Genomic DNA, 15275 nt, shown 5'->3' with positions numbered 1-15275 from the left:
AGAAAACTAAATCAGGTTAATAATCAGGTCAATCATTTTTATTCCGATAAATGGGGCTAACAAACCTCCCAGGCCATAGATAAAAAGGTTTCTTGTGAGAATTGATTTTGCCGGCAAAGCCCGGTATTTTACTCCTTTTATAGCAAGTGGAATTAATAGGATGATAATTAAAGCATTGAATATTACCGCACTCAGGATGGCTGATTCAGGAGAATTCAATTGCATGATGTTTAGTGCAGAGAGAGGTCCCTGGCCAGTCCGTCCAGCATAAAGGGTTACCGCAATAGCCGGAATAATTGCGAAATACTTGGCAATATCATTTGCTATACTGAAGGTTGTCAGGGCTCCGCGGGTCATCAGGAGTTGTTTTCCTGTTTCTACTACTTCAATAAGTTTCGTTGGATTACTATCCAGATCAACCATGTTTCCTGCTTCCCGTGCGGCTTGTGTCCCTGAATTCATAGCTATTCCGACATCAGCCTGGGCCAGGGCAGGGGCATCATTTGTTCCGTCTCCAATCATTCCTACCAGATGGCCTTTTGATTGTTCCAATCGGATCCGTGTTAATTTATCTTCCGGCCGTGCTTCTGCAAGAAAATCATCCACCCCTGCTTCAGCGGCAATTGCTGCTGCCGTCAATGGATTATCACCTGTGATCATAATAGTTCTGATTCCCATTGTACGGAGTTGAGCAAATCGCTGTCGGATTCCACCTTTTACTATATCCTTCAGATGAATTACACCAAGTACTCTATTGTTTTCAGCGACAACTAAAGGTGTTGCTCCTTTTTTTGAAAGATCATTAATAGTTTCCCCTGATTTCTCAGGGAAATATCCATTCCTGTCTTCTACAAATTTTCTTATACTTTCAGCTGCTCCCTTACGAATGGAGCGAACCTGCCCGTTTTCATCTTTAATATCTACACCACTCATTCGGGTTTGTGCGGCAAATGGAATAAATTCCATTAATTGATCATGTATATCCCTCCCTCTCAGGTTAAACATTTCTTTTGCCAGTACTACAATTGACCGTCCCTCGGGTGTTTCATCAGCCAGGGAGGCTAATTGAGCTGCATCGGCAAGTTCTTCAATACTTATTCCTTCAGCAGGAATAAAGTCTGTTGCCATTCGATTACCCAGAGTGATGGTACCGGTTTTATCCAGTAACAATACATCTACATCACCTGCAGCCTCAATGGCTTTGCCACTCGTTGCAATCACATTTTTTTTCAACAGGCGGTCCATTCCACTAATGCCGATGGCACTTAAAAGCCCACCAATGGTCGTAGGGATGAGGCAAACCAATAAAGAGATTAAAATAGGCAAAGACAGGTTCTTTCCTGATGGATCACCGGAAGCATCAAGGCTGTATTGAAAATACATGGGCAAAGTAACGATGGCAAGAAGAAAAATGATGGTCAGACCAGAAAGCAGAATTGTCAGGGCGATTTCATTCGGAGTTTTTTGCCTGCTTGCTCCTTCGACCAGGGCAATCATTCGATCCAGGAATGAATCACCGGGATCAGATGTTACCCTGATAATAATACGGTCGCTGATGACTTTTGTGCCGCCGGTTACTGCGCTTCTGTCACCACCACTCTCACGGATTACCGGCGCTGATTCGCCGGTAATTGCTGATTCATCAACGCTGGCAACACCTTCAGTTACTTCACCATCAGCCGGAATTATATCACCAGCTTCGCAAACCACAATATCTCCTTTTTTGAGTTTTGTAGCCTGGATTACTTCAATAATTCCATTTACCAAACGATTTGCCTTCGTTTCAATCTGGTTTTTTCTCAGGGATTCTGCTTGTGCTTTACCTCGTCCTTCAGCAATGGCTTCAGAGAAATTGGCAAAGAAGACTGTAAACCACAACCATATTGCAACCTGAAGGTTAAATGCCTGGTAAGTCCCCTCAGCCATTTCCCGGAATACTAAAATGGTAGTCAGGATTGCCCCGGCTTCAACAATAAAAATAACCGGGTTTTTGATCAGGGTAAAAGGGTTTAGTTTAATAAGTGCATCCTTAGTGGCATTCAGGAGTAGCTTCCCGGTAAAAACATTATTTTTATTTTCTTTCATCATTTTTTTCATCATTAAAATCCAATACCCAGTTTCATCAGCAGGTGTTCAGAGATAGGCCCCAATGTTAAAGCCGGGAAAAATGTAAGTCCCCCGATTACGAGTATTACAGAGATCAGCAGCACTCCGAAAAGCCAGTTATCGGTTCTGAAAGTACCGGAAGAAATGGGGGTTATTTTTTTTATGGACATGCTACCAGCTATTGCGAGCACAGGAATAATGATTCCAAACCGGCCTATAACCATGGCAATGCTTAGTAAAATATTATAAAATGGAGTATTTGTATTTAGTCCGGCAAATGCACTGCCATTATTGCCGGCACCGGAACTAAATGCATAAAGGATCTGACTGAGTCCATGAGGCCCCTGGTTATTCAGACTGGAAGTCCCGATGGGAAGAATGCTGGCAATTCCGGAAAATACTAATATGACAACACAGGGTGCAAGAACAGCAAGAATGGCCATTTTCACTTCAAAAGCCTCAATTTTTTTACCCAGGTATTCAGGGGTTCTTCCTACCATTAATCCGGCAATAAAGACTGTCAGGATAATAAAAATCAACATTCCATACAGACCGGCCCCTACACCACCAAAAATCACCTCTCCCAGCATGATATTAAATATTGCAATAAGTCCGGATAGGGGTGAAAGGCTATCATGCATGGAATTCACTGAGCCACTTGATGCTGCTGTTGTCGAAACAGACCAAAGAACACTGTTACCAATGCCCAGCCGGGTTTCTTTACCCTCCATATTTAACAAATTTCCCAGCTGGGAATAAGTTCCCATTTCTGCAACATATGAAATCACCCAGCCTGCTGTAAAGAGTATTAACATTACAATGAAGATCGTCCACCCCTGACGGCTGGAACCGGCTAATTTGCCATAAGTAAAAGTGAGGGCTGCAGGTATAAGAAGGATCGATAATAATTGAAGGAAGTTACTAAAAGGTGTCGGGTTTTCAAATGGATGTGCTGAGTTAGTCCCGAAAAACCCACCCCCGTTTGTCCCTAGTTGTTTTATTGCAATTTGTGAAGCAGCAGGGCCTGCCGGTATTACCTGGGTAGCACCTTCAAGGGTTGAGATTTCATGGTAGGAAGATAGATTTTGTACCACACCCTGGCTAACAAGTGCTATTGAGAGTATGATGGAAAGGGGAAGAAGGATATATATAACTGATCGCGTCATATCAACCCAGAAATTGCCCAATTTCCGGATACCTTTTTCCTTTAATCCTCTTAAAACGGCAATGATTACTGCCATACCGGTGGCAGCACTCAGAAAATTCTGAACAGTTAATCCAGTCATTTGGGTTAAATATCCAAGAGTTGATTCTCCGCTGTAGGATTGCCAGTTGGTATTTGTCATAAAGCTTATGGCTGTATTCATAGATAAATGCCATGATGCTCCGGGAAGATGCTGCGGATTGAAGGGCATATATCGTTGAAGGATCATTAATGTGAAAATGATACCTCCCCCAACAGATTAAATAGAACCAGGCTATAAGCATAGGTTTTCCAATTCATCCCTGCTTCCTTATTTATGCTGCAAACCTTATAGATCAGCTTTTCCAGCCAACCTAAAACGGGCAATAAAAAATGTTTTTCTCCCTGGTAAACTTTTACCATATATCCCCCGAGGAAAGGCGTAAACAAAGTAAGGATCCCCAGGAAAACTGCTAATTGAAAAATTTCATTCATCTTGATCTGTATTTAAAATCTTTGAATGATCCTGATTCAGTGAAAGGTCCATATGAAAGACTAGTTCAATGAACCTGGCAATAAAGTAACTGAACACGAAGACCAGGAAAACACCTAAAAATAATCCTAAGGCCTGGATCATTTTCTCAGAATTTTTGTGGTTTAACAAGACTATACACCAGGTAAGCCAAAACAGAGATGGCCAATATCAAGGCAAGAATGTATGAGGAAGAAGATTCAGATTCAATGCCGGTAGCTACCAGCAAAGTAAGAAATAGGGCGACAATAAAGGTTTTCATTTTGCTTCGTTTTTTGATGAAGCAAAATTATTTCCGGAATAATAAGTGTTTTATCAAATAAGAATGTGAGGGTATAAAAAAAATATAAAGAAAATAACCTTGTTCGCAGTATTATTTCTTAACGATACAATTTTGTTCATTACAGATTAAAGGAGTATTCATGTTTTCAATGTACCGGGATATCATGGTAGGATAGGGCTGCTTCGAAAAATTAAAAGCCAGGTTTACCGGTGCTTTTGTAAAAGCTATTGTATTGCTTATTTTGATTCTGCAGACAAAAGTGCCTTGACCTTTATCAGAAATGATGGTGCCCCTGAGTTTGTCATCACCTGTATTTTTTGAATAGGGTTTCAATGTTCTGGAAGGAAGTTTGATAGCATGTGTCTCCTTTGAAAAAATAACCGCTTGGGGTTTCTGAGTTTCATTCAGGTCCGATTTACCTTCAACCAGTGAAACAGTGATCTCACCCCCTTCATAAAATGCAGGATTGATAAGTATACAGGCTTGTAATAATGCCAATTCAAAGGGCTGTTTTTTATCTAAATTTTTCAGATATAAATCAAACTCTAAAGTCTTATCAGAGGTCAAAACAATTTGTTGAATGGTCAGATTGAATGCTGGGTCAATCACTTTATTCGATTGGGAAAAGGATTTATTGGTTGTGATTACAATTGCAAGCATTAGCAGTCCAATTACCAGGCTATTTTTCATAATAGATAAATAAGATGAATGGTTGGTTCTGGAAAATTCCAGTGATAAAATTAATAAAATCTCGTCATGCAGTAGATTATAATCGCAGAGATGGATAGATTGTTATTTCAATAACAATAAAATTTTGTAATATTCAGATCTATTGTATATTTGACATGGTTTATTAAAATCATTGATTTAAGGACCAACAAATTAGGGTTTTTGGGTATTGAAAGGTAACTAACCTGAATTCATAAAGAAATCAAAGGTCGATTCAGTTGCAGGATTTAGGTAATACCTTGATAGGACTACTTTTTTAAGGTGGTTTTATTATAATTCATTAATGCATTCTGAGCAATAACTAACTCTTATTTCTCAGGCAATAAAATATATATTACCCAACCCTAATCTCTTCATAATGAAACACTTTACTTCTTTCCTCGTTTCAGGAATTATCCTTTTCTTTTTAGCCATCTCAGTTAATGCTCAGAATTATTCCTTTCCGGATGCATGGAATAATCATGGCTTTACACTTCTGAAAAGCAGGACTTCAGATATAGAGATCAATTTCTCAGTATCAGAATTCAGTCTTAACGATGTAGTAATTAATGGCGAGGCAATGAAAGATATTTCCATATCCGGGAATTTTCTTTTTAACAACGAAGGGGCACCGAATCTCCCCGGGAATGGCAAGTTCATTGCTATTCCTAATGGTTGTGTTCCTCTTGTGGAGATAATTTCATCACGGAAAGAAGTCTTCAACAATATTAATCTTGCCCCCGCACCTAATATCCCTAAAGATGATGAAAAAGGTCCGCTTCATTATAATAAGGACCCCAGGATTTATAACGTGGATGCTCTTTACCCTGCCGAACCGGTAATCCTTTCAGAAACCAGGCAATTAAGAGGGATTGATGCTGTTATGTTGGGAATAACTCCGTTTCAGTATAATCCGGTAACAAAACAACTCATCGTTTATCGGGACATGAAGGTGAAAATCAGTTTTCAGGGTGGAACAGGAAGTTTTGGAGAAGATCGGTTGCGGAGTCGTTGGTGGGATCCAATCCTGGAAGATGCCATTTTCAATTTTTCACAACTACCTAAAATTAATTATGACTCAAGAAACAGGACATCCGGACCTTCCGAAGAAACTGGTGCTGAATACCTTATCATCACTCCTGACGGCCTTGCTTTTCAGCAGTATGCCGATTCCATCAAAAAGTTCCGGACGGAACAAGGAATTCTTACAATGGTAAAAACGCTTTCCCAGATTGGAGGAAATACAACGCTTATTATCGAAAACTATATTAATAATGCATACAATACATGGACGATACCACCTGCTACCATTCTACTTCTGGGAGATTTTGGATCAGATATCAATAGTACCGTGATTTCTCCCATTTATGACAACTATTGTGCGTCAGATAATATTTATGGAGATGTTGACAATGATCAGTTACCCGACATTGTTATGGCCAGGATAACAGCCAATAACTTAGCACAGTTGCAGGTTATGGTTTCCAAGTTCCTGAATTATGAAAGAAATCCTCCTACCAGTGCCTCATTCTATGATCATCCGATAACTGCTCTTGGATGGCAGACAGAGCGCTGGTTCCAGTTATGCTCTGAAACAGTCGGGGGGTACTGGAAAAATGTTCAAGGTAAGAATCCTGTCAGGATCAATGAAATTTATGACGGAACCCCTGGTACAGCATGGTCTACAGCACCTAATACTTCAACCGTTGTGAGCTATTTTGGCCCGGCAGGACTGGGATATATCCCTGAATCACCGGCCACTTTGGGCAATTGGAGTGGAGGTAATGCAACTGATATAAATAATGCCATTAATGCTGGTAGTTTCATGCTGCAGCATAGAGATCACGGGGCTGAATCTGGTTGGGGTGAACCTGCATATTATAGCTCAAACATTGATGGACTCACAAATACAGATTTGACGTATATAATGTCAATCAATTGTTTGACGGGGAAATATAATTATTCGAGTGAGGTATTTGCTGAAAAATTCCATCGCTATACCTATGGCGGTCAAAATTCCGGAGCGCTAGGTATAATGGCAGCATCAGAAGTATCCTATTCATTTGTCAATGATGCTTATGTATGGGGTATGTACGATAATTTATGGCCGGATTTTATGCCTGATTATGGAACAACACCCGCTTCAAGAGACGTTTTACCTGCTTTTGGCAATGCAGCCGGGAAAATTTTCCTTGAAAGTTCCGGTTGGCCTTATAACACTGGCGACAAAGAAGTAACTTATCATCTTTTCCATCATCATGGGGATGCATTTCTGACGGTTTATTCAGAAGTTCCCCAGAACCTGACCGTTACTCATAACCCGGTGCTTTATGCCGGGGTCACTACTTTTGAAGTGACTGCAAATGCCGGGTCTTTTATTGCTCTTACTTCGAATGGGGTTATCCTTGGTACCGCAACAGGAACAGGTTTCCCGGTTAGTATTAACATTCCCGGCCAGGTACCTCCCGACCAAATGATTGTAACGATTACCAAACAGAATTTTTATCGATATAGTTCGGTTGTGGACGTCGTACCAGCAACCGGACCTTATGTAGTCTATTCCTCGAATTCTATAAGTGACCCAATACCCGGGGGTAACAATAATGGATTGATGGATTATGGTGAAACCAACCTGATTTCTGTGTCATTAAGGAATGTTGGTATTGCTATGGCAAACAACGTTTCAGCAACACTTTCCACCGCCGATCCCTATATTACTATTACTGATCCGTTGGAGAATTATGGTAACATTGATCCCAATCAAACGGTAAGTAAAAGTGATGCTTTCTCTTTAATACTCGCGAATAATGTCCCTGATCAATATATTGTGCCGTTTACTTTAAATTGTAACAGCGGCACAGATACCTGGACTTCCCACTTTAATATTGTTGCAAATGCCCCTTCGCTGGTGATTGGAGCTATGACAATACAGGATAATGGACCGGGTTGTAACAACGATGGAATACTTGATCCGGGCGAAACGGCAAATTTACTTATTGCCACTTCCAATAATGGTCACAGCAGTCTGGCGGGTATTACCGGCAACCTTGCAATCAGTGGTGGATCAAGTGCCTACCTTTCACTGGTAAATAGTTCATCAACGCTGGGGACATTGAATCCCGGAGGATCGACAAATGCCGTATTTGTAGTAACGGCTGACCCCTCCACCCCGATCGGAACGCCTGTTGATCTTGAATATACTGTTATAGGAGGTGCATATAATGTACTGGGATTGAAACAAGTTGTTATTGGTTTAATTCCAACCTATAATATGACAAATGCGGTAATTACAACCTGCCCGGGAAATTTCTATGATTCTGGCGGAGCTTCAGGCGCCTATCTGGATAGTGAAAATTATACAGAAACATTCTATCCATCCACACCCGGAAATATGATCAGGTTTACTTTCAATTCATTTGAAACAGAATCAGGCTACGACTATTTAAGAATTTACAATGGAACCAGCACAGCCGCTCCTTTAATCGGAACCTACCATGGTACTGCCGGTCCGGGAACAGTTACTGCGTCAAATGCTGCCGGCGCTCTGACATTTAATTTTACCTCCGATGGCAGTGTTACTAAACCCGGATGGTCAGCAGGCATTAGTTGCTATAATAACAATATTCCACCGGTAGCAGGGTTTACTGCCTCTTCAACAACCACCGCCATTAATTCGACGGTGACTTTTTCCGACCAGTCTGCAAATATTCCAACCTCCTGGTCATGGAGTTTCACACCTGGAACTGTTATATTTATGGGGGGTACAGATGCAAGCTCCCAGAATCCACAGGTTCAGTTTACTTCAATCGGAACCTATGATGTCACGCTCACTGTTACCAATGCATTTGGAAGTAATACCATCATAAAAAGCAGTTACATAAATGTTCTCAATTATCAATATTGCACTCCAACCTTTACTTCAGGAACCAGCTCAGGAGATTTTATCACACTGGTGCAGCTTGGAAGTATAAATAATGCAACAGGTGCTTCAACAAGTCCCTATTATACCTATTATAGTTCATTATCGACCGACCTTTTACCAGGAAACAGTTATTCTATAACCTTAAGCCCCGGAACCTATTCAAGCGGCAATTATATCGCAGTTTGGATTGATTATAATATAAATGGGGTATTTGAGACTACAGAAAAACTTGGTACCATTAGTATTGCCCCAACCCCGGCAACGGGTTCCATTGCTTTTTCTGTTCCTGCAACCGCTCTGACAGGTACGACACGAATGAGGGTGAGAGAGGTATGGAATAATAGCTCTATAGATCCCTGTTTGAGTTATTCATATGGTGAAACAGAAGATTATAATGTGAATATTGTCAGTTCCGACAAAAACCTGAATCTTACCGTTTTACTCGAGAGCCTGTATTCAGGTCAAGGGATGATGCGTAAGGCGCAAAATTCGACCGGTGACCAGTTCCAGGGGAATATTGCTGACCAGATAACAATTGAATTGCATAGCGCTGACCATTATGGTACAGTTGTATATTCCCTGAGTAATGTGAACCTGAGTATTGATGGAGTTGCCCAGGTAATCATTCCGGGAATATATAATGGCACCTATTACCTGACAGTAAAAGGCAGGAATGCAATTGAAACCACATCAAACACTCCTGTAAGTTTTAATCCGGGTACAATCAATTATAGTTTCGAAAATGCTTCTATGGCTTATGGGTCCAATTTAAAGCAGATGCCGGATAATGTATGGGTGGTTTATTGTGGAGATGTAAACCAGGATGGCGTTATTGATTCCCAGGATATGAATATCGTCAGTAACCAATCCTCATCATTCAGTTCAGGATATATTCCAGAAGATATTAACGGGGATGGGTTATTAGATGCTGCAGATTTCATTATTGTGGATAATTGTGCATCTCATTCAATAACAAAAATTACACCCTAAATAAACAATCAAAGGGGAAGCAGGGAACAGAAGAAAGATAATCCAGGTTTCTTTCTGATTGAATTCCAATAAGGTCTCTCCTTATATGATCCTATAACATTCTCAAAAAAAACCATTAACCCTATTCATATGAAAAAATTGATTTACGCTTCAAAAGTGCTCCTGGTTTTGATGGCCATTGGTACATTTTCGTCAGGACTGTTTGCTGAAACTATTCATTTAAATGCGGAAGCTACTAAAGTCCGAATGACTGAAAATTCCTATCAAAAACTTGTATTCTCAAGTACCATTGCGGATATTGGAACATTAAAAGTATCAACAGCTGTTGGTGATTTCAATGTATTATCTGTTGAAGGTTTTGGTCAGAGAAATGTTGTTGGAGAACCGGCCCTTCCTGTTTACAGGAAATTAATTGAGGTCCCTTTAAATGCATCTTTCACCATCAATATTATAAAGCAACACTTTATTGACATTGATCTGGATGATCAGGGAATAAAAGGATTTGTTATGCCTGCTCAACACCCATTGTCAAAGGGTGATGATCCATCAAAGGTTACCTTTGAATACAATTCGCAAATTTATTCCAGGAATGATTTTATAGATGATCCATTTGCAACGGTAACTCCTATTGGTATATTACGTGCACTTAATCTTGCAAGGGTGGATATTTCACCGGTTCAATATAACCCGGTTGAAAATATATTAAGAGTGTATGATGTCCTGGAAGTAGAAATAGTATTTAATAATGCGAATATACCCGGGACTATTGGATTAAAGCAAACCAAGGCTTCTCCGTATTTTAAAAGCATGTACGGAATGGTTGAAAATTTTAAGCCCCTTGGCCCGGGTGATGAACTGATTTCTTCTGCACCTGTTACCTATGTTATCATTTCGGATCCTATGTTTCAGTCGGCCCTGGCACCATTTATCCAGTGGAAACAAAAGAAAGGATTTAAAGTCATAGAAGGTTACACCAATAATCCGCTGGTCGGGAATACTACCACCTCAATCAAAGCTTATTTACAGAGTTTATACAACTCGCCCCCAAGTGGTTTTAATGCGCCTAGTTTCATCCTTTTTGTAGGGGATGTTGCCCAGATACCGGCATGGTCAGGTTCTGCAGGTTCCCATTTTACTGATCTCAGGTATTGTGAATATACCGGTGATAATTTGCCGGAAGTTTATTATGGAAGATTTTCGGCAACTACAGTTGCTGAATTACAACCACAGATTGATAAAACCCTGGAATATGAGAAATACCTCATGCCTGATCCATCCTTTTTAAATGAGGCAGTAATGGTAGCAGGAGCCGATGCCAGTTACCAGACTCATAGTAATGGTCAGATCTATTATGGAACTGAAAATTATTTCAATGCAGCCCATAACATTGTATCTCATACTTACCTTCAGCCAGAACCCTCGGGGGGAAATTATTCTGCCAATATTAAGAGCAATGTTTCAAGCGGGGTTGCCTACGCTAATTATACAGCCCATTGTAGTTCAAGTGGTTGGGCCGATCCTAGTTTCTCAATTTCTGACATTGCCAGTCTGACCAATGCCCATAAATATTGTTTGATGGTTGGGAATTGTTGCCTCTCAGCAAAATTTGATGTAACAAGTTTTGCGGAAGAACAATTACGGGCAGCCAATAAAGGATCCGTAGGTTATATTGGTGGTTCAAATAATACTTATTGGGATGAAGATTATTGGTGGGGTTGCGGTTTCAAGACTGTTGTATTACACCCATCCTATGATGCAAATCATATTGGTTCCTATGATGGCACCTTCCATGATCATGGAGAACCTTCATCCGATTGGTTTATAACACAAGGCCAGATGGTGGTTTGTGGAAATTATGCCGTTGAAGAATCCAATACCAGCAGGAAGACCTATTACTGGGAGATATATCACCTCATGGGAGATCCATCACTGATGATCTATTATTCAGTACCTCCGGCTTTAACAGCCACCTACCAAAACACTTTAATGTTAGGAATGTCATCTTTAACAGTAACTACTGAAGCAAATGCCTATGTTGCCCTTTCTTTCAACGGAACCTTGCTGGATGCAAAACTGGCTGACGCCGCGGGCACTGCAAATCTTACCTTCCCCGCACTTGGAGCTGTAGGCTATCTGGATATTGTGATTACCAAACAAAACAGGCAGCCACATATTTCAACCATTCAGGCTATACCGGCTTCAGGGCCTTATGTTGTATATACCTCAAATTCAATCAGCGACCCCATACCATCTGGAAATAATAATAACCTGGTTGATTTTGGGGAAACAGATCTGATGAGTATTGCAGCTAAGAATGTTGGGGTAGCAGTAGCCAGTAATACCATTGCAACATTATCCAGTGCAGATACTTATATAGTTATTAATGACAACACTGAGAACTTCGGATCTATCAACCCTAATCAGGTAGTTACTATGACGGATGCATTTTCTTTTTCTGTATCCAATAACATCCCTGATCAGCATATCATTCCTTTTACCTTTTCAGCCACAAATGGATCAGATACCTGGAATTCCCAATTTAATGTAACAGCCAATGCCCCCAATCTCACCATCGGTGTTCTATCGGTTCATGATACAGGTCCGGGATGTAATAACGATGGCATTCTTGATCCCGGGGAAACAGCTGACCTCTATATAGAATGCAACAATACGGGACATGCCAGCCTGGGAAATATTGCCGGCACCCTGACTATTTCAGGGGGATCAAGTCCGGATCTTATACTCAACAACTCCACCTATAATATTGGTACGATTACTCCAGGTGGCTCCTCATCGGCAGTATTTAATGTAACAGCAAATGCAAGCACACCAATCGGGACGCCGGTTGATTTACTATTTAACCTCTCCGGGGGTTCCTATAGTGCCCAGGAGGCTATGCAGGTTGTCATTGGACTTATCCCAACCTATGTAATTACCAATGGGACAATTACAACATGCCCGGGGAATTTCTATGATTCCGGAGGTTTATCAGGTGAATACCAGAGCAGTGAAAACTTTACTGAAACATTTTATCCCTCAACACCCGGTGCCCAGATCAGGTTTGAATTTTCAGCTTTTGAAACAGAATCAGGGTATGATTACCTCAGAATTTATGACGGAATCAATACTTCAGCTAACCTTATAGGTACATATCATGGGACTACAGGTCCGGGTGTTGTTATGGCAACCAATGCCTCCGGTGCCCTCACATTTAACTTTACATCTGATGGCAGTATTACGAAAGCCGGATGGCAGGCTTCCATCAGTTGTTACAATTCAGCACAGCCACCGGTAGCCCAATTTACAGCTTCTGCTACTAATCCGGCAATTAATACCACTGTAACACTAACTGATCAAACAGTGAATATTCCAACTTCATGGAGTTGGAGTATAAGTCCGGGTACCTATACCTATGTAAATAGCACATCCTCCACATCCCAGCACCCACAGGTTCAATTTAGTTCAATTGGTACCTATACTGTTTCACTTCATGTTGAGAATGCCTATGGAACAGATGAAATAACGAAAGTTGATTATATCAGTGTGATAACCTGTTCTTATTGTACCACCTCATTTTCAAACTTAACAGACGATTTTATCAGTAATGTTACTTTAAGTACCATCAATAACAATAGTGGTTCTACAAGTTATTCAGATTATACGTCACAATCCGCTACTTTAATGCCTGGAACATCCCAGGGTATTTCTGCAAGTATTACAGTCAATGGTGCCTGGATACAGCATTGTATCGCATGGATTGACTGGAATCATAATTGCAGCTTCACTGATGCAGGCGAATTGGTAGACCTTGGACAAACACCCGGTACCGCTGGAGTAACTGTATTGACGGGTACAGTAAATGTTCCTGTAACAGCACTGCCTGGCCCAACAAGAATGAGAATTTCTGAGCGTTATAGCCAGGATCCCGGTTCATGTGATGCAGCCACCTATGGTGAAGCAGAAGACTATACGATTATTGTGGGATCATCAGAGCGGACTGTCAACCTGAGTGTTATGCTTGAAGGTTTATATAACGGAGAGGGAACGATGCGAAAGGCACAAAATGCAACAGGAGATCAATTCACGGGAAATACTGCAGATCAAATTAGTGTTGAGTTACATGATGCCACGAATTATTCGGTGATTGTAAGTACGATAAATAATGTCAATTTAAGTACCTCCGGTCTGGCAAGTTTAACATTACCCGGTTCATTTAATGGATCTTACTATATAACAGTAAAGCACAGAAACAGTCTTGAAACAACAACGCTTAATCCTGTCAGCTTTTCTTCAGGCACTGTTAATTGCAATTTAAATCATCCCTCTCAGGTTTACGGAGCCAATCTAAATCAAATGCCTGATGGATCGTGGACTATATTCTCTGGTGATGTAAATCAGGATGGGGCGATTAATAATGATGATATTCTTTTGGTTTCCAGCCAGTCTTCACTCTTTACCAAAGGATATTTACCAGAAGATGTGAATGGGAACGCAATGGTGGATGCCGGAGATATGATAATCATAGATAATTGTGCCGCACACACTATTGAAAGGCAAATACCTTAAGTATCCGATATAAATGCAATTTCCTGCCAATTCTTTGTTTTAAAAGAGTGGGCAGGAAATTGTTTTGATTAGCAAACTGATTGTCTTTTAATGAAAAGCAATTAGTTTTTGTTTATTTGCTTTAAAAGGTGTCGGGCATCTTTACGGTGAAAATTATCAGGATTGGCTGCAATTTTTTCAAGCTGCATCTTGGCTTTCACCATTTGATTGCTTTTTAGAAAAGAGAGTCCAAGGTACCATTCAGCATGCTCCGAATATAAATTACCTTCATTTTGAATGATTCGGTTAAAAGCATTCTCAGCCTTTAAATAGTCAGAGGTTTCGATACAGGAAATTCCGTAATAGAACCAACCTGCAAAATTGGTTGTATCATTTTCAAGAATTTGTCCGAAAAGGCGTGAAGCCGAGGTGTAATCCCTTTCCTGGAATTTAATAATGGCCTCAACGATATTGGCATCACTGGATCGTGTGATTTGTATCAGGTTATCCGGGGAATAATACTGTTTGAATAAACTGTCATTTGTCCCGGTATCATTAAAAGCAAAAATAAAGACACTTCCAACGGTAGCCAAGAGTATTATTGACGCTGCAGCATACCAGTATTTTTTCCAGAGGGTCCTTACTTTGGGTTTAGCTGACTGAGTCAAGCCCGCCTCCTTACGCGCGGCTAAAAGCTTTATCCTCAAATCCAGTATATCTTCATTACTGATTGCAGCATCAATGCTCTTAGTCAGGATCAGTTCTTCTGAAAGTTCTTTGTTCGTAGTAACCTCTTTCTCAAATGATTTCTTTTCGGCATATGCCAGATCATTGGTAAGGAATTTTTCAATAATAGCGGAGTACTTAAAATGACGTTTCATATGTAGAGTATTCTTATAGTTCGCAGAGCTTAGTGAGTAAGTAAAGTAATCATGAAATCATTCTTAAATATAATTTTCATCAGCAGAGGGCATAGAGTTTATTCAATTCCCTGAAAAGCATGCAG

Annotated in this window: 6 protein-coding genes and 1 pseudogene; 2 read left to right on the top strand and 5 right to left on the bottom strand. The window is 40.5% G+C overall.

Annotation, left to right across the window (positions count from 1 at the left end):
* Positions 1-6: 6 nt before the first annotated feature.
* From kdpB to IPH84_02420, 4 genes and pseudogenes are all read right to left on the bottom strand, one after another.
* The gene (gene kdpB / locus IPH84_02435) at positions 7-2085 is read right to left on the bottom strand and encodes a potassium-transporting ATPase subunit KdpB (GenBank protein MBK7172098.1); all 2079 of its coding nucleotides are present in this window, start codon (positions 2083-2085) and stop codon (positions 7-9) included.
* A gap of 14 nt (positions 2086-2099) precedes the next feature.
* Positions 2100-3784, bottom strand: a pseudogene (kdpA, locus tag IPH84_02430) (potassium-transporting ATPase subunit KdpA).
* A gap of 146 nt (positions 3785-3930) precedes the next feature.
* Positions 3931-4083, bottom strand: coding sequence for a potassium-transporting ATPase subunit F (locus IPH84_02425; GenBank protein MBK7172097.1), 153 nt, complete (start codon positions 4081-4083; stop codon positions 3931-3933).
* 111 nt (positions 4084-4194) lie between these two features.
* Positions 4195-4794 carry a hypothetical protein gene (locus IPH84_02420; protein MBK7172096.1) on the bottom strand — a complete coding sequence of 200 codons (600 nt, stop codon included), beginning with the start codon at positions 4792-4794 and terminating at the stop codon, positions 4195-4197.
* A 397-nt stretch (positions 4795-5191) separates the two neighbouring features.
* Here IPH84_02420 and IPH84_02415 point away from each other — a divergent pair, with 397 nt between their 5' ends.
* Together IPH84_02415 and IPH84_02410 are read left to right on the top strand one after the other, a co-directional pair.
* Complete coding sequence (locus tag IPH84_02415) at positions 5192-9724, top strand: PKD domain-containing protein (GenBank protein ID MBK7172095.1); 4533 nt, start codon at positions 5192-5194, stop codon at positions 9722-9724.
* Positions 9725-9853: 129 nt separating this feature from the next.
* Positions 9854-14290: a hypothetical protein gene (locus IPH84_02410; GenBank protein MBK7172094.1), complete on the top strand. Its 4437-nt coding sequence runs from the start codon at positions 9854-9856 to the stop codon at positions 14288-14290.
* A 101-nt stretch (positions 14291-14391) separates the two neighbouring features.
* On the opposite strand, the gene IPH84_02405 is transcribed toward IPH84_02410, so the two are convergent.
* Entirely contained in the window at positions 14392-15150 is a 759-nt protein-coding gene (locus tag IPH84_02405; protein ID MBK7172093.1) for a hypothetical protein, read from the bottom strand.
* Positions 15151-15275 lie beyond the last annotated feature (125 nt).

It is taken from the genome of Bacteroidales bacterium (assembly GCA_016707785.1).
In the GTDB taxonomy this organism is placed as follows: Bacteria; Bacteroidota; Bacteroidia; order Bacteroidales; family UBA4417; genus UBA4417.
This window is presented reverse-complemented; position numbering and strand designations above follow the sequence as displayed.

Excerpts from the sequence above, each read along its gene's own strand:
- IPH84_02420 (MBK7172096.1), bottom strand. The coding sequence starts at position 4,794 with ATGAAAAATAGCCTGGTAATTGGACTGCTAATGCTTGCAATTGTAATC.
- IPH84_02425 (MBK7172097.1), bottom strand. The coding sequence starts at position 4,083 with ATGAAAACCTTTATTGTCGCCCTATTTCTTACTTTGCTGGTAGCTACC.
- IPH84_02410 (MBK7172094.1), top strand. The coding sequence starts at position 9,854 with ATGAAAAAATTGATTTACGCTTCAAAAGTGCTCCTGGTTTTGATGGCC.
- IPH84_02405 (MBK7172093.1), bottom strand. The coding sequence starts at position 15,150 with ATGAAACGTCATTTTAAGTACTCCGCTATTATTGAAAAATTCCTTACC.
- IPH84_02415 (MBK7172095.1), top strand. The coding sequence starts at position 5,192 with ATGAAACACTTTACTTCTTTCCTCGTTTCAGGAATTATCCTTTTCTTT.
- kdpB (MBK7172098.1), bottom strand. The coding sequence starts at position 2,085 with ATGAAAGAAAATAAAAATAATGTTTTTACCGGGAAGCTACTCCTGAAT.